Raw genomic sequence first — 21233 nt, forward strand, 5'->3', positions numbered from 1 at the left:
TGAAGGCTTAAATCGAAAAAGTGTACAATCATTAAGGCTCATGTTTGTAGACAGGGCTATATAAAAATCGGTGAATTGTTAGCAGAAATAAAGCAATTTTTACACTGCGTTCATCAACTGGATACGATCCATATTCGATCTCGAAAGAATGTCCGACCCACTTCATGGATAGACATTCTTTTAACCACCTTTTGGGTTTTTGGAAAAGTAATTGTATTAGTAAATGGCATGATTTCGCTTATATATTATTATAAGGCTGTTTTCACATACTTTGTTGCTTTTCAATCATTTTTACACTAATAACCCGGGTTGATTTCCGTTGTAGAGGCGGTCTCAGAAGCCTCCTCAGTGCTTTGCACTTGCGGTGTCTCCCTCAACACGCTTTTCCCGCAGGAGTCTCGCACCTGTAACGAAGATCAACATCTGTTCGAATTGGTTTCTTGCTAAAAACAACAATCTTTACGAAAAGAGCCTATTATAAAAAGGAGGAAGAAGATGGAGAAAGGTAAAATTTCAGCTCTTCAGATGGCAATCATAATGTATCCAACGATTGTAGCTTCTGCCATTCTTGGTGTGCCGAGCATTACTGCGAAATATGCTAAAACGGATTTATGGCTGTCCCCTATCTTCGCATCCTTCATCGGGTATGTGACGGTGTACATCGCCTATAAACTGCATAAACTTTATCCAAAACAAACGGTTATCCAATTTAGTGAACTTATCATAGGTAGGTTTCTTGGGAAAATTCTTGGTTTATTATTTTTATTTTTTTATATCAAGTCCGCGGGAGAAATTCTTAGAGAGTACGCAGAATTTATTGTCGATTCGTTTCTAGTTCGTACCCCAATTATCGTTATCATGGTATTAATGGTATTCTTATGTGCTTATATTGTATACGGCGGTTTAGAAGTAATAGCGAGAGCAGCTCAAATATTTTTTCCTCTTTTTGTCTTCCCGCTTCTCATCTTAATCATTTTAGTATTACCTGATTTCCAATTTAAGAATATATTCCCAATATTAGGGGATGGAATTTGGCCTCCAATGAAGGGGGCGATAGTGCCAGGTGGATGGTTCACGGAATTTTTTATGATTATTTTTCTCTTACCTTTTTTAATGGATAAAAAAAGGGGAATGAAATATGGAATGATAACGGCATTTGCCGTAATGATGACGTTGGTTGTGGTGAATCTGGTCGTCCTATTTGTACTCGGTCCAGCAACATCCTCAAAGGTTTATCCGCTGATGAACGTAGCAAGATACATCAGTATCGCGGAATTTTTTGAACATTTTGAGTCTGTTGTCATGGCTATTTGGATAGTAGGAACGTTTATCAAAATATCAGTGTTTTATTATGTGGCTACTTTAGGCACTACACAATGGCTAAATCTTTCCGAATATCGTCCTATTGTATGGCCATTAGGGATTCTGTTAGTAGTATTCGGCTTTTGGTCGATACCTAATACAATGGAAATAGAACGTAATAGTGTTGGAGTCTTCCCGCTTTTGGGAGTAATCGTTCAAACAATTATTCCGCTGTTTTTGTTGGTGATAGCTGTCTTACGGAAAAGAAAACTTAAAAAAACTAAATCTAGCTGATTTTATACATCTAATGGTTGTTAGATGGTGTGGAGTCTGAGTTTAGGTTCAGTTGTTAGAGGAAAGTTTTGAATTTAGATGCGCTCAATATACGAAGAACTTAAGATTAAGTATTATATTTTCGATATGACACTATGGGACTCGAATTGAGCGCGATACGTATGTGATATTATTTTGCAATATATATCAATCAACTTATTGAAAAAAGGATGATTGTTACTACTTTGTGAACGTTATTGCAAAAGTGGATTGGAGGTAGTATGATGAAGATATAGAAAGTTAGTGAAAACATTCACAAATAAACTTCTAGACAAACAATCCATAGAACGAGAAATATTTTTTTAATTAATTATGTGAAACGTTTCACAAACTTTTATTAAATCCAGTTTAAGGAGTGGTTTACAATGAAAAGAAATTGGAAAAGCGGTCCGGTTATAAGTGGAGTTTGGACAGTGTTAAGAGTATGGTTAGGTATTCAATGGGTAATGGGTGGTTGGAGCAAACTTACTAGTGGTGAATTTAATGCAGGTGGATTTATTCAAGGAGCGATAGCGAATGCTGGAGGAGACCACCCGGCAGTACAAGGTTGGTACGCAAGTTTCTTAGAAAATGTGGCTTTGCCGAACGCAGATCTATTTAGCTTCTTCGTTCAATGGGGGGAATTACTAGTAGGTATTGGCCTAATTCTTGGAGTGGCGACAATTCCAGCATTAATTGCAGGAGCCTTCATGAATCTTAACTTCCTATTGGCAGGGACAGTTAGCACGAACCCAGTTTATTACACAATTGCAATCATTCTGCTTTTTGCGGGGACCGGGGCATACAACTATGGTGTAGACCGCTTTGTACTTCCTTTCATTAAAGCAGGGATGGGTAAATTTAAGGGGAAGGGAAAGGTTTATCGAAAAAGAGAAATTGCTCATTAAGATAGCAAGGATGTCGTAAAGGTCAGACCTCACACTCTTAACATCATATATATGTCATATATCCGATGTAAAGTAGATATGGGGTCTGACCTTTTTGTTTTGGAACATTCTTTTCTTATTGCTTATTGCGTTTCTGTTTTGCCCGTTTATCTGCTGCTTCTGAGCGCTTTTGTGCTTCTAAGTCATCATGGTCAGCAAGCTCTTGGGAAAATTCGATATCAAGTCCATCGCTTATTTGATTTTTAAAGTGTTGATGTGGCTGTTGGTTATGCTGTTTATCCATCCTTATTCCCCCCAAAAAGCTAAATGGGAAACACCTTATAAAGGTTGTTTCCCATTTAGCTTTTGTAGAAATCATGAGAATATGATAGGGGAATTTATCCAGTCTAATATAGTTTGCTTGACGTGTATCCACCAGCACGATCCGCTTTCTTAAAGTCCCTTGAGTAAAGAAATTCTTGTGTGGATGTTAATTTGTTCTTGACTAATTTTTCTTTTCTTTTGCTTCCCATCTTCATCAGCTCCTAATTAGCAGTTGTTCATATTTTTTCCAATCAAATTGATTTTATACGATGAACTTTTTAAGCGTATTGTGTAAGTAAACAAAGTTTAGAATTTATTTACAAGATTCATACACAGATAAAATAAAACTGGATTAAACTAAGCATATGAAAGGGAGGGTAATTATGAAACGATACTACTGCAATTATTGTTTAACGCTGACAAAGAAGAATGAGATTTGTAAAGAGTGTGGTAATAAAACGATTAAACCAATAGTGGTCAATATTCAAAAGCAAAAAGCTTAATGAATATTGCTTTTTTTTTGCGGAAAAATAATAAGTTCGCCATCGTCCTCATCTTACCTACCATCCTTAATCCGCAGTGATATTCCATGTTCTTCAGAAAATTATTAGAACTACTAATTTAACTTTAAAAAAAGATCAAAAGCTTTTTGACGAGATTATATGCGGTCTTGTCTTCAGGAGTTTTTTAGGAGAAACAAATGAAATTTGGATAACTTCATTTGTCTACTGGATTAAGAAAAAGTAGACTACTTCGGCGGCTAATGCTCGGCCTTTTGTTCAAAATGATTAGAAGAGGTAACAGATCAAGAAGAATAAGAATTGGATCGATTCACTAGTCCTTAAAGTGCATATTCAGAAGTACTACTTCACATTTTCTATTGATTCCTGCATAATTGGAATTGTTAGGAATAATGCCATTTTTTGAAGGTTTAAAAGACCGAACCGACAATCTCCGAATGATAAGACTCAATGTAACTAAACGCTACAGAAGTTTAATTAACCTATTGTTGTGAAACATATCATACAGCGGCGTTTTTAGTTGTGTTCCCTTAATCGGGTGCGTTGTGTCACATTATCAAAACGTTTGCTAACCATTTTTCGACTGGGAATCGGACGAACTATCAGTGGGGATGAGATGTTCTTTATGCTGTATCATGTAGTATATCTTTCCTATAAAGAACATAATTAGAGTACATAAGGGAGATGAAGTTTGTGAAATGGATATACCTGTTGATGGCACTAGCTGGTGGACTTGCTGTAGGAATCCAGGCAGTGGTCAACGGAGGGCTTGGGAAAAAAGTTGGGACGATAGAAGCTTCGTTTATTTCATTCTCTGTCGGCACAGCCGCTTTATTTTTCGTTGTGCTTTTTTTGGGCAAAGGGAATTTACTGGCGATTTCTGAGGTTCCGAAAGGGCAATTAGTTGGCGGACTGCTTGGCGCTTTTTATGTAGTGATCATGGTGCTAACTGTTCCAAAGCTTGGAGTTTCTTCAGCTCTCTTTGCGGTTATTGCAGGGCAGATTATTATGGGGGCAATTATCGACCATTTTGGCCTGTTTGGAGGGGAGAGATTCGCCCTTGATGGTAAGAAAGCAGTAGCAATCGTGCTCATGCTCGGATCTATTTATTTATTTAATCATAAGTAGGTAGAAATTTGTCTGGAATGACAAGAAAAGAAAAAGACCAAAATGGTCCTTAACTTTTATAAATTATTTTAATAAATCGTGAAGTGCTACTTCTAGATTGGGGAAAGTGAAGGTGAATTCATGACGTTGTAAAACATCTGGAATCACCTTTTGTCCTTCCAATACGAGGGCACTCATCTCGCCAAGCATTATTTTTAACAAAAACGATGGCACAGGAAACCAATGAGGTCGATTGAGCACTGTACCAATTGTTTCTCCGAAGTTTTTCATTTGCCGGGGGGATGGGGCGCTAAAGTTAACAGGTCCTTTAATCTCGTCATGTTTCACACAAAACAAAAGTGCTCTAGCTACATCTGTAATATGAATCCAAGAAAGCCATTGTCGTCCTGTTCCAATTGTCCCACCAGCAAAAAAATGATAAGGGGTGACCATCATAGGGAGCGCTCCTGCACTCTTGCCAAGTATGACCCCGAAACGTGCAAATACTAACCGGTGGCAATATGCTTTTGCCTTTGACGCTTCTTTTTCCCATAATTGAACTGTGCGTGATAGAAAATCTTCTTCAAAGGTTCCGCTCTTTTCAGTAAAAACCTCTTTTTCCGACGTTCCATAATATCCGATTGCACTGGCATTAATGACAACCGCTGGTTTTTCTGTAAGCATCGAAAGGATTCGAATCATTTCTCTCGTTGTCTCAACCCGACTCTCGACTATTTGACGCTTTCGTTTATCTGTCCAACGCCCGCTGTTTAAGGATTCCCCAGAAAGATTGATGAATGCTTCAATACCTGCAAGCTCAATTTCAGGACTTGCAGATTGTACAAGCCATTTCACATATTTAACACCAGTAACTGTTTTTTTGTCTTCTGGATTTCTTGTAAGTATATAAATTTCGTGGTTTTCTTTTCTAAGCTCTTGAATAAGAGCCATTCCGACAAAGCCGCTTCCACCTGCTATAGCAATTTTCATCATAAGCCTCCTCGTTGCAAGCTTGATCCTAGTTTATCAAGCAGTAAAACCCTCCCATAATGGAAGATTCTTATACTTATTTCGATTCTTTTTCGCATATCCCTTCTTTAAAATATGGTACATTAGATGAAGAGGTGGTATTCTTGGCGGTTATTACGAAAATAACAACTCAACAAAAACGAACTGACCGATATAATGTCTTCATGGACTATGGAAGAGGAAAAGGTGAGGAGTACGCCTTTAGTGTTGATGAAGAAGTATTATTGAAATTTCAATTAAAAAAAGGTATGGAAATTAATGAATATGACCTTGCCGATATTCAACTGTACGATGAAATTCAGAAAAGTTTTACAAGCGCATTGAATTATTTATCGCACCGTATGCGCTCAGAGCAAGAAATTCGAATGTATTTAAAGAAAAAAGAAGTAGATGAACCGATTATACAAGAAGCAGTTTTGAAACTATATAAATATAAGTATTTAGATGACCTCGAGTTTGCTCGTGCATTTGTAAGAACCTATGTGAATGGTGGTAATAAAGGGCCGATTATCATTCAGCAAGAATTAATCGAAAAAGGAATCAAGCAATCACTTATTGAGCAAGCGTTGATGGAATATCCGAGTGAGCAGCAAATTGAACATGCTGTTGTGATGGCTGAGAAAGCAATTAAGAAAGAGACAAAGCTTTCTCAGCGGGCCTTACAGCAAAAGTTGGACCAACTATTATCCCGTAAAGGGTTTTCAAGGGATGTAATCTCGATTGCATTAAAAGAGATTACAATTGAGAAAGATGATGACGAAGAGTGGCAATCTATCATGTATCAGGCTGAAAAACTTAAACGAAAATATCAAGGGTATACCGGATATGAATATGAGCAACGAATGAAGCAAGCGTTATTTCGTAAGGGCTTTGCAATTGAAATAATAGAACGGTACTTAGCCGATGAAGAGTAAAGTTTTTAAAGTGAGTACACAATTTTTTAGAAAATATGCCAAAAATTATTGAGGATGGTATTTTAAAGAGGTGCTAATGATGAGTGATTCTAGATATAGCCAAATGTCAGTGTATGAGCTTCAACAAGAAATTGCTAGTTTACATGAGAAAGCTCGTAAAGCGGAGCAGCTTGGAATGGTTAATGAATTTGCAGTCCTTGAACGGAAAGCGATTATGGCAAAAGCTTACCTTCTTAATCCAAACGACTATATACCTGGTGAAATGTACAGCATTGAAGGGGATCCAGGAACGTATTTCAAAATTGATTATCTAAATGGGGTCTTTGCCTGGGGCTATCGATTAAGCGGAACAAAGCAAGATGAAGCTTTGCCAATTTCAATGTTAACACCAATTAAATAAGGAGAAATTTCCATCAGTGGGGGTGCTTCATCCACCACTGATGGTTAGTCATGTTCTAAAGTCGCTAATCTCTCCGCGCAGCAAATGCAAGGTCAGTCCCACCACTGAGAAGGATGTAACAGCTTTTTAAATATTATCTAGGCTATCAGAGGTTCTTTCATTTGAGGCTCTCATGCGTTCCTGAGGATGGTCATTAATCGTTCCATCTGCACGCTTTGACGAAAATTCAGATTTTGCTCGAGGTCCACCTTCGAACCTATTTTTGTTTTGATTTTGGAAATTACTCGCTTTATTTCTCATATTTTTTCTCCTTCAAACAGTAGTTATCGTCGCGCTTCTTAAGCGCGTAAGAATAGTATTGGCAAACATCTAGGAAGTATGATTAATTCTATAATTAAAAAATTGGTAAAGGAGAGTACATTGATGGAAGAATATAAAGAACAATTAATTGAACGATTGTTACAAAAAAATAATCAAATCACATATGATCAAGCATTAACTTGGGTAGAGTTATTTTGGGAAGATTTTGAAGCAACTTATGCGAAAGCTGGACATGAATATGCAGGAGCGGAAATGACTTTGAAGGTTGTCACACAATGGATTGACAATTATGGTGAGCGACTACATGATTTTGTTGCGAAAAATCCGAAATATCGTCATTTGCTGCAGGGGAAAAATGAGATTTGATGTTCACGAAATAGAGGGTCAAAAAAAGGGTCTGACCTCGCAATCACTGTGTATAGTAGTCGCGAGGGTTTGACCCTTTGCATTTTGGATCATTCTTTTTTAAAGTGGAATGAGCTTCAATTTTTTGCGCAATTTATCTTCGCTGAATATCCAGCCTGTATAGGAATTTTTAATTTGAAGATCATGGTCCAGATGAACAACAGCCACAAAAGGGTAAAATCCGTTGCTACGGTATCTAAGGTCTATAAACCGAACCTCGAAAAATTCATCGATTTCAGCAATTTCGAAGCGATATACTGGTGAAAAAGACAAGAAAGCGGCTAAATTTTTATCATGTTTCGCTGCGTGGAGAATATCACTATCGGGTAGCGGAATTCTGTTAAATGTATCGAGAATTGTCACAATTCCATTTTCTGCACGAGCTACATAATAATGTTTCTCGGAGATAACTGCAACTTTCCAGCGATGATAGCGCATCGTAGGTGATAAAATAATCTTTGTTGCAGTTGGGATTTCTTTTTTGACCGCTGCCTTTATGAAACGTTGTTCTCGGAAGCGAGCGATGTAGTAGATGAGCAGTATAAAGTAGATCGTAAGAAATGTGTAGCCAGGCGGAAAACCGAAGCCCCAAAGAATAAGACCGGCAACATGAATCCCGAAAATAAATGGATCAAATGTATTGATAATGCCAAATGCTACCCATTTTGACGAAATCGGCCGAATGGCTTGCGTCCCATAGGCATTAAAAATGTCAACAAATACATGAAGAAATACTGCAAAAAAGGTCCAGAGCCAAAGGTGTAGAAGATTAGAAGAAGAAAATATACTATAAAGAAAGCCAGTAATTAATATTGGCCAAAGTAATACAGCTGGAATGGAATGGGTAATTCCCCGATGATTTCGAATATAGACAGCATTGTTCCGTAATTTAAGTATGGTATCGATATCTGGAGCCTGGGAACCAATAATTGTACCAAACATAACTGCTTGAGCAGTGAGTGCGTTGTCTGCCACGATAGGATCTAAAGTGGCCAGTCCTCCAAGAGCGATTCCCATGACAAAGTGAGTACCTGTATCCAAAAAGCCAACCCCTTTGTATTTGATTGTAGTAGCTTACGTGTGATGAATCGCTTATTAATAACATCCGGATTTAAATTATCGATGATCATATACCGTTATTTTATCACAGAATATTTCAAAACGTATTTATCCCAGTTTTAAATAATTGGAGGGGATAAAAACGTCTGGTGGGAAGTTTCCCATTTATCCTACTATACATCATTCAATCACATGATATACTTTGTTAGAAATAAAATGTACGTTCATCTTTATTTATATTCCCCTTTTTTTATGAGGTTAACATCTTGGAGGCATAAATGTGAAAGAAGAAATACCTGCATTAAAGACAATAGATAGAAAACAATTTCAACATGACTTAATTTCTTGGTTTGCAAGTGAACATCGAGACTTGCCATGGCGTGAGAACAAAGATCCATACCGAGTTTGGGTTTCTGAAATTATGCTTCAGCAAACTCGTGTAGACACCGTGATTCCTTATTTTAATAGGTTTATGGATTGGTTTCCGACACTTGATGATTTCGCAGAAGCAGATGAAGAACGTGTTTTAAAGGCATGGGAAGGTTTAGGTTATTATTCCCGTGTTCGAAATTTGCATAGCGCTGTAAAAGAAGTGAAGGCATCGTATGGCGGTGTTGTTCCGGATACGCCTGAAGAAATTGCAAAATTAAAAGGAGTAGGACCATATACAGCAGGTGCGATTTTAAGCATAGCATATGGCAAACCAGAACCAGCTGTAGATGGGAACGTGATGCGCGTATTTTCACGTATTTTACTAATTCGTGAAGATATTGCTAAGCCAAAAACGAGGAAGACTTTCGAAGCAGCGGTTCGAGATTTGATTGACCATGATAATACATCTTTTTTCAATCAAGCACTTATGGAGCTTGGTGCATTAATTTGTACGCCAGGAAAGCCTGCCTGTTTATTATGTCCGGTACAGGAGCATTGCGAAGCATTCAAAGAAGGTGTCCAATCAGAGCTACCAATCAAAATTCAAAAGAAAAAAACTCGTAAGGTACCACTTGTAGCGGCAATACTTACGAATCATAATGGTGAATTTTTAATTCATAAACGTCCAAGTGACGGTTTATTGGCTAATCTCTGGGAATTCCCTAACTTTGAAATTCACACCGGTCTTTTGGCAAAGCGCGATTTTTTCAATCAGGAATTGGAAGAATTACTAGGTGTAACATCAGAGCTGGGCGAGCTTTTAGTAAAGATAGAGCATGTTTTCTCACATCTTGTTTGGAATGTTGATACATTTACTGGAGTTATTTCAACAGAAATGGACGAGGATCTTATGATAAAACATCAATTCAAGTGGGTAAGTGAGATCGACATTGAACAGTATGCATTTCCTGTCCCACATCAGAAAATGATGGCGGCTTATAAAGAGAAAAAAAAGTAAACTAGAAGAAGGCGTCCCAAGAAGAAGGGGCAGACTCCAAGTGAGTTAGTGCGAGGTCAGCCCCTTTTTGAGGCACCTTCCTAGTTGTAAGTGATTAGGGAACATAAAGTATTGCACAGAACGCATTCTTCACATGTTCTGACTATTCAGTCCGCCGCGATTTACGATTTCCTCCACAATTTCTCGATGAATCACTTGTCCTTCTTGGTTTAAATAAGGTACCATTTGTTGAAGAGAGTGATGAAAAAAAGCAAGTTCATCTTTTTCCCACTCTGACTTTGGCAGCATCGATAATTCTGTCATATCACGACCAACATACATATTTGAAACCTCCTTATTGTATTGTATAAAGGACATGGGACGGGGCTTCTCGACTTGCTAATAATCTCTAATTAGCAGGTAGACTTTTTTACTTTAGAAGGTCCCCGAAATCCTGCTTCGCGCCGCTCCCATTGTGAATAAATGAGTGTAGCGTGCTACAGGGTCGATCCTTTTTGGTAAATGGTGGTGTTTTACCGCCATATTTGATTTGTAAATCATTCTATTTTTTATATTAAACGCAAACTTTATTCTTAACTTTGGAAGGATGAATCAATTTATGACACAAAAAGTAGCACTTGTAACAGGAAGTAGTAAAGGACTTGGAAGAAGTACTGCATTAGCGCTTGCATTGGCAGGCTATGACGTAGTGATTAATTATGCACGTAGTAAATCGAAAGCACTGGAAGTAGCAGCAGAGATTGAAGCAATCGGCAGAAAGGCATTGGTTGTGAAGGCGAATGTTGGAGATGTTGAAAAAATTAAAGCAATGTTCTTAGAAATCGAAGAAGTGTTTGGTCGATTGGATGTATTTATTAACAATGCAGCTTCGGGCGTTCAGAGACCTGTCATGGAACTTGAGGAGTCCCACTGGAATTGGACGATGGATATTAATAGTAAAGCTTTTCTTTTCTGCGCACAACAAGCTGCAAAGCTTATGGAGAAAAACGGCGTTGGCAAGATGGTTAGTATCAGTTCTCTCGGTTCGATACGTTATTTAAAAAACTATACAGCTGTTGGGGTGTCCAAAGCTGCATTGGAAGCACTAACCCGTTATCTTGCTGTTGAACTGGCACCAATGAATATTTGCGTTAATGCGGTGTCAGGTGGTGTTATTGATACGGATGCACTTAAGCATTTTCCGAATCGCGAGGAATTATTGGCAGAAGCTGCTGCTGAAACGCCAGCTGGAAGAATTGTTTCAATGGATGATATGGTCAAAACAATCATGTTTTTGATTTCTGAAGATGCAAGTATGATTCGCGGTCAAACTATTATTGTAGATGGTGGAATCTCTCTTTTAGTGTAGGCTTTGTTAAAGCTCATTGTTGATTTTGGCACTATAATGATTGGAACAGTAAGCGAACGCCTGAACTGGAAATCCAACAGGCAAGTTTAACAGAGCCTTAGTGTACAAGGAAACAGTAATTGGATAAATTTAGTTTTAAAATTATGGATATCTAACAGCCTTCCTGGTTATCTTATTATTCGTGGAGGTGATTACGAATGGCAAAGAAAACAAAAGCAGGCACAGATGTTCAACATGTGCAAAAACAAAATAGTGGTGCAGCTTCTGGGCAATACGGCACTGAATTTGCGAGCGAAACGAATGTCCAAGAAGTAAAGCAACAAAATCAACAAGCGGCAGCTGGTAAAAGTTACGGTGCTCAAGGTGCAGGACAATACGGTACTGAATTTGCAAGCGAAACGAATGTTCAAGAAGTAAAGCAACAAAATCAACAAGCGGCAGCTGGTAAAAGCAGCGGCGCTCAAGGTTCAGGACAATATGGTACTGAATTTGCAAGTGAAACGAATGTTCAAGAAGTTAAAAAGCAAAATCAACAAGCTGAAGCTCAAAAAAACAAAAACCAATTTTAAGCTAATCATTTACATCTGTGAAAAGGCATCCTTATTCGAGGATGTCTTTTCCTTTTTAAACAAGGCTCTATTGTGTTTTTAGCAAGTAACAAATTCGAACAGATGTTGATTGGAAGATGCGGGACACCTGCCGTGAAGCGTTGAGTAGGCTTTTAGAGACCGCTCGGGGAAAGCGAGTAGCTGGAACAGAAATCAGCCCAGGATAGTAGTGTAAAAATAATTTAAAAACCACAATGTATACGGAAACAGTCTTAAACAAAAAGTGTAAGTTTATATTTCGATAAAATCCGATTATCCACATAAATAATCTAACGACAAAACTTCTATTAACTCTACATAATCTTTTAAAGGAAATTGCCTATGAACCAAGAATACATTACGATAGATAAAAATTCTTTCGGTGAGGTGGGATCCTAAATGCGAGAATTTGACAGGCTGATTAATGAGCAATTAAAAACGATGGATAAATTATTATTTCTACAAACAGAATTGGAACGATGCCAAGAGATTGAGAAAGAATTATATGACTTAGAACGAAAATCGCAGTTAGGTACTCTACAAGACGAAATAGAGCAAATGAAACAAGAGCTAAATGATATTCAAAGTCAGTTTGAAAAACAAACCGAAGATGTTATCCAATATTATCAAAATGAACTAGCAACCGTGAAATAATAATGTAGAGATTAATTATTGGTCAAGATGAGTAAAAACGAATAAAAGCAGTAGAAACATGGAAAATCAATGTTTTTCACTGCTTTCGCCGTTTTTTTACACATTTTTACTGAATGATTAATCTCTTTTGTTTTAAAATTTGCGATAAATCGCTATAATAAGGAGATATAGGAAACTTGACAGGCGTATATACAAATGAACTTAAATCAGATGTTGTTAAAAGAAAGTAGGGGAAAATTAATATGGAGATTCCCACCGAAGGAGGAAGGATCCAAATTCAGAGTTATAAGCACAACGGTCATATCCACCGAATCTGGGAAGAAACCACCGTATTGAAAGGGACACAGAATCTTGTCATCGCTGCTAATGATCGCACAATGGTAACAGAGTCTGATGGAAGAACGTGGATTACAAGAGAGCCGGCTATTTGTTACTTCCATTCGAAGTATTGGTTCAATGTGATTGGCATGCTGAGAGAAGACGGTGTTTATTATTATTGTAATATTAGCTCGCCGTTTATTTATGATTCGGAAGCGCTTAAGTACATTGATTATGACCTGGATATTAAGGTGTTTCCAGATATGACCTTTAATCTGCTGGATGAGGATGAGTATGAGAGACATCGGAAAGAAATGAATTACCCGGAAGAAATCGATCAAATATTGAGAACGAATGTTGATTATTTAATCTATATGATTCGTCAACGAAAAGGTCCTTTCTCTGCAGAATTTATCGATTCGTGGTATGAAAGATATTTGACCTACCGTTGAGCTTAACCTGTTGCCCATCCAACAGGTTTTTCTTTCGAATCAACAATCAGTGTGGGTTTTATGAAAACTACACTATAGTAAAAATGGAGGATTTCTGTGGAGAGTATAAAAAGATATTTGCAATTTGTAAAACCTTATAAGTGGCAAATCGCAGGTACAATATTAATTGGTTTGCTGAAATTTGCCATTCCGTTATTGATTCCGCTTTTATCTAAGTATGTTGTAGATGACATTATTGCTGGTTCTATGTCTGTAGATGAAAAAACAAATCAGCTGTTTTGGGTCATTGGGATTATGCTGTTTGTCTTTGTTGTGCTGCGCCCACCGATTGAATATTATCGGCAATATTTTGCACAATGGGCCGGTACAAAGATTCTCTATGATATTCGCAATAGCCTATTCACCCATATTCAAAAGCTCAGTTTTAAGTATTATAGCAACACAAGAGCTGGGGAAGTGATTTCCCGGGTGATTAATGATGTAGAACAAACGAAGAATTTTGTCATAACTGGGTTAATGAATTTATGGCTTGATATTGCGACGATATTCTTTTCTGTTGCGATTATGTTTACAATGGATGCGAAGTTAACAATTGTCAGTTTAATTATGTTGCCATTCTATGTTTTCTCAATCAAGTATTTTTTTGGTAGATTGCGTGGTTATACAAGAATTCGTTCTCAGGCTCTTGCGGATCTTCAAAGTCATTTACACGAAAGAGTTCAGGGGATGCCGGTGATAAAAAGTTTTGCCATCGAAGATTATGAACAAGAGCGATTTAATAAACAAAATAAGAATTTCCTTGATAAAGCCCTTCGGCATACGGGGTGGAATGCGAAATCGTTTGCTGTAGTGAACACAATTACTGATATCTCTCCGCTTATTGTAATCGGCTATGCAGGCTATGAGGTGATTCATGGGAATTTGACATTGGGCACGATGGTCGCATTTATTGGCTTTATTGATCGTCTTTATAATCCGTTGCGTCGTCTCGTCAATTCTTCAACGACTATGACGCAAACATTAGCATCGATGGATCGAGTGTTTGAATTGGTAGATGAAAAATATGATATTGATGATAAAAAAGGGGCTACTGAATTAAAATACGTTAATGGTAACATTACCTTTGATCATGTCTCATTTGCTTACGCAGACAATGAGCCGGAAGTACTGACTAATATCCAGCTTGATGTAACTGCAGGTGAAACGATTGCATTAGTTGGAATGAGTGGAGGAGGGAAGTCATCGCTGATTAGTTTGATTCCACGTTTTTATGATGTTAGTAAAGGAAGAATATTAATCGATGGAAAAGACATTCGTGACTTTAAGGTGCGCAGTTTGCGGGACAAAATTGGGATGGTGCTACAAGATAATATTTTATTTAGTGAGTCTGTGAAAGCGAATATTTTAATGGGTAAACCAGATGCTTCGGATGAAGAAGTGATAGAGGCGGCCAAAGCTGCCAATGCACATGAATTTATTATGAACCTTACGGAAGGATACGATACGAAGGTTGGTGAACGTGGAGTCAAGCTATCAGGTGGGCAGAAACAGCGGGTAGCTATTGCCCGGGTTTTCCTAAAAAATCCGCCGTTACTTATTTTGGATGAAGCAACATCTGCATTGGATTTAGAAAGTGAGCATCTTATTCAAGAAGCCCTTGAAAAATTAGCCAAAGAACGAACTATGTTTATCGTAGCTCACCGATTATCGACAATCACTCATGCGAATCGGATTGTTCTAATTGATCAAGGGAAGATAGCAGAAATAGGTTCACATGATGAATTAATGAAATTGCAAGGTCGTTATTACCAATTATTTCAAGTTCAACAACTCAACTTAATAGATTACTCTACAAATTGACGCAGAGATTATGGGGAATTTGATGTCAAGTTTAACGATAACCAAAAAGAGGACGACAGATGTCATCCTCTTTTTTCGTTATCTAATAATCTAAGACTGCTTATTCATCTAGCTTTACTGATACATGGTTTTCGTCTTTATGAAACGATTGGAAACTGTTAATTAACTTTTCAAGATGCTCGAGTTGTTCGTCATACTCATTAATATATGCGATTAGTGGAACTAATCTAGTGGAGAGTTCAGCCAGCTCATGATCCATTTCATTATGCTGTTTGAAAAATAAATCGAGAAGTTCTTCCCTAGTTAAGCAATTTTCCATCCAGTCTTCCGCGTAACTCCCTGTTCGAATTTTCCTAATATGCTTCAGGAGCATTTCTTCGTGCTTGTAAATAAGGCAATCAATATGCTGAATGATCCTCAACTGAAAATCATCAGGCATCATACTAATTTCATTTTCAAATTTATGAATCCGTCTTAAGGTTTCATAGGCTTTTTTTGTCGTGATGATTAGTTGACGATATACGACAAGCTTTCTGGATGTAGAGATGTTTTCCTTCTTGTATTTACGTTCCTCCTTAAACATGGAAAAAAGCTGTTCCATATTTAATAATTCGTCTTTGATACGGCTGATATCTTTTTTTAGTAGCGTATGCTCTGAGGCATGGCGTGTACTAATTCGAATCCATTTTAAGATATCTTCGGTTGTGTTACTAATTTGTGAGTATACTTTAGCTTCATACTTTGGCGGGATGAATACCAAGTTCACAATGAATGAAGAAAGAATTCCTAATAAAATGGACAGAAACCGGAACGATGCGAATTCCAGGAAGTTACCTTGCTGATTTTCCATAATCGCGACGACTGTAACTATGGTCAGAACTATGGAACTTTCCATTTTTAATTTTAAGTTTATCGTAATGACAATTACAACAGCTAACCCGACGATAAATATATGATTCCCAAAGAGTATTACAAATAAAACGGCGACGATTGCTCCAATGATATTTCCTTGTATTTGCTCCATCACTGTCTTAAAAGATCGATAAATCGTCGGCTGAATAGCAAAAATAGCAGAAATCCCAGCAAACACTGGAGCTGGAAGGTTTAGAATTTGAGCTAAAAATAAAGCCAAAACAATTGCGATTCCCGTCTTAATTATGCGGGCACCAAACTTCATGAGTTAAATTCCTTTCTTTTTCAGTTCTTTTCTATACATGTATGCGGTAATTATTTAATTATGAAAGTAAAGGTTCGTTTATGTACTACTTTACACGGAAAAGAATATAAGTAAACAATAATGTAATATACAGGGTTATTAGTGTAGTTTCAAGTACAATCTGTAAATGTATAGCTAAATTTGGAAAGATAGATAAAAAGAAGGAGGTAAAGTATAATGAGAGCTCCTCATCATTTCAAAATGAGAGGAGCTGACTTAAAAATAAGGTGTTTACGTTTTACCCGTTTTAACGGGCAATAAAGCCCACCTCAAGGTTTAGAGGAATAGTAGAAGTTAAAGAAAACCCCTTAGGATCATTTTTGTTCCTTAAGCATTTTAAATGCATGCTCAACTGCAATTAAAGTATCGTGGATATCTTCCTCTGTATGAGCGGTTGTTAAGAACCAAGCTTCGTATTTTGAAGGTGCAAGATTGATACCTTGGTGAAGCATAAGTTTAAAAAACTTCGCAAATACTTCTCCATTTGTATTTTCTGCTTGTTCGTAGTTTTCAATTTTTTCGTTTGTGAAGTAAATCGTTAAAGCACCCTTTAAACGGTTAATCGTAATTTCCGTACCATGTTTTTCGGCCGCTTTTAGGATACCTTCTTCAAGTATTGCGCCTAATCGATCTAATTCGTCATAAATGCCTTCTTGTTTAAGAACTTCTAGGCAGGCAATACCCGATAACATTGAAGCTGGGTTACCAGCCATTGTTCCAGCTTGATAGGCTGGTCCAAGCGGCGCGACAGTTTCCATGATTTCTTTTTTACCACCATATGCTCCGATTGGCAGTCCGCCGCCAATGATTTTTCCGAGCGCAGTTAAATCTGGCTGAACTCCGAGCATGTCTTGGGCACCACCGTAACAGAAACGGAATGCAGTGATGACTTCATCAAATATAACCAGTCCACCGGCTTCGTGTGTTAATTCAAGAACCTCTTCTAAGAACCCTGGATTCGGTTCCACGATGCCAAAGTTACCGACTATTGGTTCGACAAGGACAGCTGCGACTTCGCTTCCCCATTTATTTAGTGCTTCTTTAAAAGGCTCGATATCATTGAATGGGACAGTGATAACTTCTTTTGCAATTGATTTCGTTACACCAGCAGAATCAGGTGTGCCAAGTGTTGCTGGTCCAGAACCAGCAGCGACGAGGACAAGATCAGAGTGGCCATGGTAGCAGCCGGCAAATTTAATAATTTTATCGCGCCCTGTATAAGCCCGCGCTACACGAATTGTGGTCATCACTGCCTCAGTGCCTGAGTTGACAAAACGAACTTTATCCATAAATGGCATCGCTTCTTTAAGCAATTTTGCGAACTTTACTTCATGGGGAGTAGGTGTTCCGAAAAGGACTCCTGTCTCAGCCGCTTTCTTAATCGCTTCTGTAATATGGGGATGTGCGTGCCCCGTAATGATTGGGCCATACGCAGCTAAGTAATCAATATATTTATTACCGTCTACATCCCAGAAATATGCACCTTCACCGCGCTCCATTACTACTGGCGACCCTCCGCCAACGGCCTTATATGAACGAGAAGGGCTATTTACTCCCCCGACAATATGCTCTAACGCTTCCTTATGTAAACTCTCTGAATTCGTAAAATTCATTTAAATCAACCTCCTAATATAACTTCATTCCTATCATACCATTAATTCGGGAAATGGGGTCTGACCCCGCATTTACATCCAAAAACCCTTGCTGCAAGTGAGTTTGCGAGGGGGAGAAAATCCGGGAAATAGGGTCTGATCCCTAAAGATGCATCTGGATGAAGGTGAGAAGTGCGATAATCGTTTGTGGCTTGTCGATGTTGAATTCCTGGTGACGTAGTTCACCTTTTGGGTTGTAGGGTATAATTTTACCTGTACCTTTTTCTTCATTAACAAATAACTTAAAACTGAATGGAGTTTCGGTGATAGAACCAGAATCATCTCTCTCGATAATTTGTGCTAATAACTCTCCGTAATTTTCTTCAAAAAGAAAATCGTAACCACTGTTTTGAGCTAACTTTTCAACTTGTGATAATATTAATTGTTGTACAGAACCGATTTCATTCAATCTACTCAACTCTCTTTCACGGGTTTTACATCCTATTAGGCATTTTTATTGTTTTACAACAGAGCATTGGATAGACTAATTCATTGGGTAACTAAGGCAATTGGAGGAATATTACATGAATAATGCAATTGAAGTATCTCAACTGCGGAAGGAATTCAAATCGTATTCCAGCCGTACAGGTTTAAAAGGTGCATTTCGTGATTTATTGACACGGAATTATAAAATTGTCCCAGCAGTAAACGATATTAATTTTACTGTAAAACAAGGCGAGATGGTAGCTTATATTGGGGAAAATGGGGCGGGAAAATCGACAACGATTAAAATGCTGACGGGAATCCTAGAACCCACCTCAGGAAAATTGCGCGTAAATGGAATGAACCCACATCGGGAACGGGAAAAATTTACACGGACGATCGGCGTTGTATTTGGGCAACGATCTCAATTATGGTGGGATATTGCTGTTCAAGAGTCATTTAGATTACTGAAGAAAGTGTATAAAGTATCGGACGAGCAATATAACGAGCATATGGGGCATGTCATAAAAACGCTAGACATCGGCCCTTTATTAGATAAACCCGTTCGGAAGCTTTCCCTTGGTCAGCGCATGCGTTGTGAATTAGCTGCAGCATTGATACATAATCCACCGCTATTGTTTTTGGATGAACCGACGATCGGACTAGATGTCCTGGTTAAATTGAAAATCCGTGAATTTCTTAAAGAAATTAATGAGAAATACAATACGACCATTTTATTGACGACACACGACCTTGGGGATATTGAAGCACTGTGTAACCGTGTTGTTATGCTAGATGAAGGGAAAATTGTGTATGATGGTGAGCTTGATGCTTTGAAAAACAATTGGGCTGAAGAAAAAGAAATTCACTTTCAGTTTATGAATCATGTAAACCTATCTGAGCTTAATTCTCTTCCACTTCAGTTTTCTACTGATTGGGAATATGACGAAAAAAATCAAACCTATATTGCTAATATAAAAGGAGAAGATGAAAATATCTCTCAACTGATTTCTGCTGTAGTTTCTCATTTTAAAATTAAAGACGTGAAAATACATGAAACATCGATTGAGGAGATTGTTCGTAATATTTATGAAAAAGGTATGAATTGATTACGTGAAAAATCTCGTTCGTACTCAATAGAAAGGAGCTCAAATCTTGGAAAAGTATTTAGAGATGATACGCATGCGATTTTTAATGATGCTGGCATATCGAACTGATTATTATACGGGAATATTAATATACAGCATTAATATTGGTGCTTACTATTTTTTATGGAATGCGATATACGGAGAAAAATCCTCTATTGAAGGATTAACGAGCATCCAAATGACAACTTATGTAGCGATTGCATGGATGGCACGTGCATTTTATTTTAATAATATCGATCGTGAAATCGCGCTTGAAATTAAAGAGGGAAAAGTAGCGATTGAATTGATTCGACCATACAACTATTTAGGTATGAAAACGATGCAAGGATTGGGAGAGGGGATTTTTCGATTTTTTTTCTTTTCAGTTCCAGGGATGATTTTGGTTGCACTTATTTTTCCAATTCAGGTTCCTCATCACCCGGCAAGCTGGGGGTTATTCGGTCTATCGTTGCTGTTGAGCTTTATTATTAACACACAGATTAATTTACTCACAGGGATTACAGCGTTCTTCTTTTATAATAACGCAGGATTAATTCGGGCCAAAAGGGTTATCATTGACCTGTTTTCAGGCTTGATATTACCGATTAGCTTTTATCCATTTTGGGCTCAAGACATTATGAAATATTTGCCGTTTCAAGGGATTAGTTATATCCCAAGTATGATTTTTACCAATGGTTTTACTGGCGGTGAAATCGTTTATGCACTACTTCAACAATCAGTTTGGGTGCTTGTTCTGTTGGTACCTATTCGACTACTTTGGACAGCTGCGAAAAAACAGTTGATCATACAGGGAGGTTGAAATTATGTTTTATGTAACTATGTTTTTTCAATATATGAGCCAATATATGAAAACTCGGTTAGAATACAGAGCTGATCTTGTTGTAGAAATGATTTCTGACTTGCTAAATCAGACAGTGAACTTAGTTTTTATCCTTGTTGTATTTGGACATACACAATTTTTAAGCGGCTGGAGCCGTGATGAAATTATCTTTATTTATGGTTTTTTTCTTATTCCGTTTGCTTTGTTCAGTTCCTTTTTTAACATTTGGGACTTCAATGAACGATATATTGTGAAAGGGGAGATGGATCGGATATTAACACGGCCGATACATAGTTTGTTTCAAGTTATTCTTGAGCGAATGGAGCTTGAATCGCTTTTTGGTGTTGTGACTGGACTCGTGATTGTCATGTATGCTGGGACTTCTTTAAACCTATCCATTAATTGGTACGATCCGTTTTTGTTTATCTTATTTGCGATTGGTGGAGCACTAGCATATGCGGCTATTTTCATTGCTATTGCGAGTATTGGTTTTTGGTCGGATGCGAAAACCTCCATTATGCCAATGATGTACAATATCGGTAACTATGGCCGCTATCCGGTTGATATTTACAATAAAGTCATCCGCTTTCTGTTAACGTGGGTACTACCGTTCGCCTTTGTAGGCGTATATCCAGCCGCCTACTTCCTTGGGAAAAAAGAATGGTACGCTTTTTCCTTTGCAACACCATTAATCGGAATCATCTTCTTTATGCTAGCCATCCTTATCTGGAATAAAGGGGTACGCAAATACCGAGGTGCCGGGAATTAAACCGGGAAATGGGGT

Annotated in this window: 24 protein-coding genes; 15 read left to right on the forward strand and 9 right to left on the reverse strand. The window is 37.8% G+C overall.

Annotated features, from left to right (window positions below):
* Positions 1-495 precede the first annotated feature (495 nt).
* Both HNP81_RS17005 and HNP81_RS17010 read left to right on the forward strand, forming a co-directional pair.
* Positions 496-1596 carry a GerAB/ArcD/ProY family transporter gene (locus HNP81_RS17005; RefSeq protein WP_028390290.1) on the forward strand — a complete coding sequence of 367 codons (1101 nt, stop codon included), beginning with the start codon at positions 496-498 and terminating at the stop codon, positions 1594-1596.
* Between the two features lie 404 nt (positions 1597-2000).
* Entirely contained in the window at positions 2001-2522 is a 522-nt protein-coding gene (locus HNP81_RS17010) for a DoxX family protein (protein ID WP_182503381.1), read from the forward strand.
* Positions 2523-2637: 115 nt separating this feature from the next.
* Here the strand turns inward: HNP81_RS17010 and HNP81_RS17015 are convergent, their stop codons facing one another.
* Both HNP81_RS17015 and HNP81_RS17020 read right to left on the reverse strand, forming a co-directional pair.
* The gene (locus HNP81_RS17015) at positions 2638-2805 is read right to left on the reverse strand and encodes a YfhD family protein (RefSeq protein WP_182503382.1); all 168 of its coding nucleotides are present in this window, start codon (positions 2803-2805) and stop codon (positions 2638-2640) included.
* A 103-nt stretch (positions 2806-2908) separates the two neighbouring features.
* The gene (locus HNP81_RS17020) at positions 2909-3040 is read right to left on the reverse strand and encodes a YfhE family protein (RefSeq protein WP_376766757.1); all 132 of its coding nucleotides are present in this window, start codon (positions 3038-3040) and stop codon (positions 2909-2911) included.
* A 999-nt stretch (positions 3041-4039) separates the two neighbouring features.
* Here HNP81_RS17020 and HNP81_RS17025 point away from each other — a divergent pair.
* Positions 4040-4474: a DMT family transporter gene (locus tag HNP81_RS17025; RefSeq protein WP_028390291.1), complete on the forward strand. Its 435-nt coding sequence runs from the start codon at positions 4040-4042 to the stop codon at positions 4472-4474.
* A 63-nt stretch (positions 4475-4537) separates the two neighbouring features.
* Here the strand turns inward: HNP81_RS17025 and HNP81_RS17030 are convergent, their stop codons facing one another.
* On the reverse strand, positions 4538-5443 hold the full coding sequence (locus HNP81_RS17030) for a TIGR01777 family oxidoreductase (protein WP_182503384.1): 906 nt from the start codon (positions 5441-5443) through the stop codon (positions 4538-4540).
* A gap of 134 nt (positions 5444-5577) precedes the next feature.
* Here HNP81_RS17030 and recX point away from each other — a divergent pair, with 134 nt between their 5' ends.
* Positions 5578-6396, forward strand: a complete 819-nt coding sequence (gene recX, locus HNP81_RS17035) for a recombination regulator RecX (RefSeq protein ID WP_312859695.1) — start codon at positions 5578-5580, stop codon at positions 6394-6396.
* A gap of 79 nt (positions 6397-6475) precedes the next feature.
* Positions 6476-6796, forward strand: a complete 321-nt coding sequence (locus tag HNP81_RS17040) for a YfhH family protein (protein ID WP_182503386.1) — start codon at positions 6476-6478, stop codon at positions 6794-6796.
* Between the two features lie 126 nt (positions 6797-6922).
* Here HNP81_RS17040 and HNP81_RS17045 read toward each other — a convergent pair whose 3' ends face one another.
* Complete coding sequence (locus HNP81_RS17045) at positions 6923-7096, reverse strand: small, acid-soluble spore protein K (protein WP_182503387.1); 174 nt, start codon at positions 7094-7096, stop codon at positions 6923-6925.
* Between the two features lie 123 nt (positions 7097-7219).
* On the opposite strand from HNP81_RS17045, the gene HNP81_RS17050 reads away from it, so the two are divergent.
* Positions 7220-7483, forward strand: coding sequence for a YfhJ family protein (locus HNP81_RS17050; RefSeq protein WP_182503388.1), 264 nt, complete (start codon positions 7220-7222; stop codon positions 7481-7483).
* A 99-nt stretch (positions 7484-7582) separates the two neighbouring features.
* On the opposite strand, the gene HNP81_RS17055 is transcribed toward HNP81_RS17050, so the two are convergent.
* Positions 7583-8563 carry a metal-dependent hydrolase gene (locus tag HNP81_RS17055; RefSeq protein WP_182503389.1) on the reverse strand — a complete coding sequence of 327 codons (981 nt, stop codon included), beginning with the start codon at positions 8561-8563 and terminating at the stop codon, positions 7583-7585.
* 298 nt (positions 8564-8861) lie between these two features.
* Here HNP81_RS17055 and mutY point away from each other — a divergent pair, with 298 nt between their 5' ends.
* On the forward strand, positions 8862-9971 hold the full coding sequence (gene mutY, locus HNP81_RS17060) for an A/G-specific adenine glycosylase (RefSeq protein ID WP_376766758.1): 1110 nt from the start codon (positions 8862-8864) through the stop codon (positions 9969-9971).
* A 129-nt stretch (positions 9972-10100) separates the two neighbouring features.
* Here mutY and yfhS read toward each other — a convergent pair whose 3' ends face one another.
* Complete coding sequence (gene yfhS, locus HNP81_RS17065) at positions 10101-10292, reverse strand: mother cell protein YfhS (protein ID WP_028390299.1); 192 nt, start codon at positions 10290-10292, stop codon at positions 10101-10103.
* Positions 10293-10569: 277 nt separating this feature from the next.
* Between yfhS and fabL the strand changes: the two genes are divergently transcribed.
* From fabL to HNP81_RS17090, 5 genes are all read left to right on the forward strand, one after another.
* Positions 10570-11319 (forward strand): enoyl-[acyl-carrier-protein] reductase FabL, encoded by a 750-nt coding sequence (gene fabL, locus HNP81_RS17070; RefSeq protein ID WP_182503390.1) that lies wholly within the window; start codon positions 10570-10572, stop codon positions 11317-11319.
* A 197-nt stretch (positions 11320-11516) separates the two neighbouring features.
* Positions 11517-11888: a gamma-type small acid-soluble spore protein gene (locus HNP81_RS17075; RefSeq protein WP_182503391.1), complete on the forward strand. Its 372-nt coding sequence runs from the start codon at positions 11517-11519 to the stop codon at positions 11886-11888.
* Between the two features lie 417 nt (positions 11889-12305).
* Positions 12306-12560, forward strand: a complete 255-nt coding sequence (locus tag HNP81_RS17080; protein ID WP_182503392.1) for a YgaB family protein — start codon at positions 12306-12308, stop codon at positions 12558-12560.
* A 242-nt stretch (positions 12561-12802) separates the two neighbouring features.
* Entirely contained in the window at positions 12803-13330 is a 528-nt protein-coding gene (gene ntdP / locus HNP81_RS17085) for a nucleoside tri-diphosphate phosphatase (RefSeq protein ID WP_028390302.1), read from the forward strand.
* 96 nt (positions 13331-13426) lie between these two features.
* Positions 13427-15190, forward strand: a complete 1764-nt coding sequence (locus tag HNP81_RS17090) for an ABC transporter ATP-binding protein (RefSeq protein ID WP_182503393.1) — start codon at positions 13427-13429, stop codon at positions 15188-15190.
* A gap of 100 nt (positions 15191-15290) precedes the next feature.
* On the opposite strand, the gene HNP81_RS17095 is transcribed toward HNP81_RS17090, so the two are convergent.
* The 3 genes from HNP81_RS17095 to HNP81_RS17105 all read right to left on the reverse strand — a co-directional run bounded on the left by HNP81_RS17095 (position 15291) and on the right by HNP81_RS17105 (position 18467).
* Positions 15291-16367 carry an FUSC family protein gene (locus tag HNP81_RS17095; RefSeq protein ID WP_028390304.1) on the reverse strand — a complete coding sequence of 359 codons (1077 nt, stop codon included), beginning with the start codon at positions 16365-16367 and terminating at the stop codon, positions 15291-15293.
* Positions 16368-16720: 353 nt separating this feature from the next.
* Positions 16721-18019 carry a glutamate-1-semialdehyde 2,1-aminomutase gene (locus HNP81_RS17100; RefSeq protein WP_028390305.1) on the reverse strand — a complete coding sequence of 433 codons (1299 nt, stop codon included), beginning with the start codon at positions 18017-18019 and terminating at the stop codon, positions 16721-16723.
* Between the two features lie 142 nt (positions 18020-18161).
* Positions 18162-18467 carry a hypothetical protein gene (locus HNP81_RS17105; RefSeq protein WP_028390306.1) on the reverse strand — a complete coding sequence of 102 codons (306 nt, stop codon included), beginning with the start codon at positions 18465-18467 and terminating at the stop codon, positions 18162-18164.
* Between the two features lie 115 nt (positions 18468-18582).
* On the opposite strand from HNP81_RS17105, the gene HNP81_RS17110 reads away from it, so the two are divergent.
* From HNP81_RS17110 to HNP81_RS17120, 3 genes are read left to right on the forward strand one after another with little or no spacing between them, the layout of a single operon-like run.
* Positions 18583-19590, forward strand: a complete 1008-nt coding sequence (locus tag HNP81_RS17110; protein ID WP_182503394.1) for an ABC transporter ATP-binding protein — start codon at positions 18583-18585, stop codon at positions 19588-19590.
* Positions 19591-19636: 46 nt separating this feature from the next.
* Positions 19637-20428 carry an ABC transporter permease gene (locus tag HNP81_RS17115; RefSeq protein WP_182503395.1) on the forward strand — a complete coding sequence of 264 codons (792 nt, stop codon included), beginning with the start codon at positions 19637-19639 and terminating at the stop codon, positions 20426-20428.
* Between the two features lie 4 nt (positions 20429-20432).
* On the forward strand, positions 20433-21218 hold the full coding sequence (locus tag HNP81_RS17120; RefSeq protein ID WP_182503396.1) for an ABC transporter permease: 786 nt from the start codon (positions 20433-20435) through the stop codon (positions 21216-21218).
* Positions 21219-21233: the final 15 nt, after the last annotated feature.

This window comes from Peribacillus huizhouensis (assembly GCF_014138605.1).
GTDB classification, from domain to species: domain Bacteria; phylum Bacillota; class Bacilli; order Bacillales; family DSM-1321; genus Peribacillus; species Peribacillus huizhouensis.

Bases quoted from the DNA above. Each gene is read 5' to 3' on its own strand.
- HNP81_RS17040 (WP_182503386.1), top strand. From the start codon at position 6,476: ATGAGTGATTCTAGATATAGCCAAATGTCAGTGTATGAGCTTCAACAA.
- HNP81_RS17005 (WP_028390290.1), top strand. From the start codon at position 496: ATGGAGAAAGGTAAAATTTCAGCTCTTCAGATGGCAATCATAATGTAT.
- HNP81_RS17120 (WP_182503396.1), top strand. From the start codon at position 20,433: ATGTTTTATGTAACTATGTTTTTTCAATATATGAGCCAATATATGAAA.
- HNP81_RS17015 (WP_182503382.1), bottom strand. From the start codon at position 2,805: ATGGATAAACAGCATAACCAACAGCCACATCAACACTTTAAAAATCAA.
- HNP81_RS17020 (WP_376766757.1), bottom strand. From the start codon at position 3,040: ATGAAGATGGGAAGCAAAAGAAAAGAAAAATTAGTCAAGAACAAATTA.
- HNP81_RS17095 (WP_028390304.1), bottom strand. From the start codon at position 16,367: ATGAAGTTTGGTGCCCGCATAATTAAGACGGGAATCGCAATTGTTTTG.
- HNP81_RS17100 (WP_028390305.1), bottom strand. From the start codon at position 18,019: ATGAATTTTACGAATTCAGAGAGTTTACATAAGGAAGCGTTAGAGCAT.
- HNP81_RS17110 (WP_182503394.1), top strand. From the start codon at position 18,583: ATGAATAATGCAATTGAAGTATCTCAACTGCGGAAGGAATTCAAATCG.
- yfhS (WP_028390299.1), bottom strand. From the start codon at position 10,292: ATGTATGTTGGTCGTGATATGACAGAATTATCGATGCTGCCAAAGTCA.
- HNP81_RS17030 (WP_182503384.1), bottom strand. From the start codon at position 5,443: ATGAAAATTGCTATAGCAGGTGGAAGCGGCTTTGTCGGAATGGCTCTT.
- HNP81_RS17080 (WP_182503392.1), top strand. From the start codon at position 12,306: ATGCGAGAATTTGACAGGCTGATTAATGAGCAATTAAAAACGATGGAT.
- HNP81_RS17050 (WP_182503388.1), top strand. From the start codon at position 7,220: ATGGAAGAATATAAAGAACAATTAATTGAACGATTGTTACAAAAAAAT.
- ntdP (WP_028390302.1), top strand. From the start codon at position 12,803: ATGGAGATTCCCACCGAAGGAGGAAGGATCCAAATTCAGAGTTATAAG.
- fabL (WP_182503390.1), top strand. From the start codon at position 10,570: ATGACACAAAAAGTAGCACTTGTAACAGGAAGTAGTAAAGGACTTGGA.
- HNP81_RS17010 (WP_182503381.1), top strand. From the start codon at position 2,001: ATGAAAAGAAATTGGAAAAGCGGTCCGGTTATAAGTGGAGTTTGGACA.
- HNP81_RS17075 (WP_182503391.1), top strand. From the start codon at position 11,517: ATGGCAAAGAAAACAAAAGCAGGCACAGATGTTCAACATGTGCAAAAA.
- HNP81_RS17045 (WP_182503387.1), bottom strand. From the start codon at position 7,096: ATGAGAAATAAAGCGAGTAATTTCCAAAATCAAAACAAAAATAGGTTC.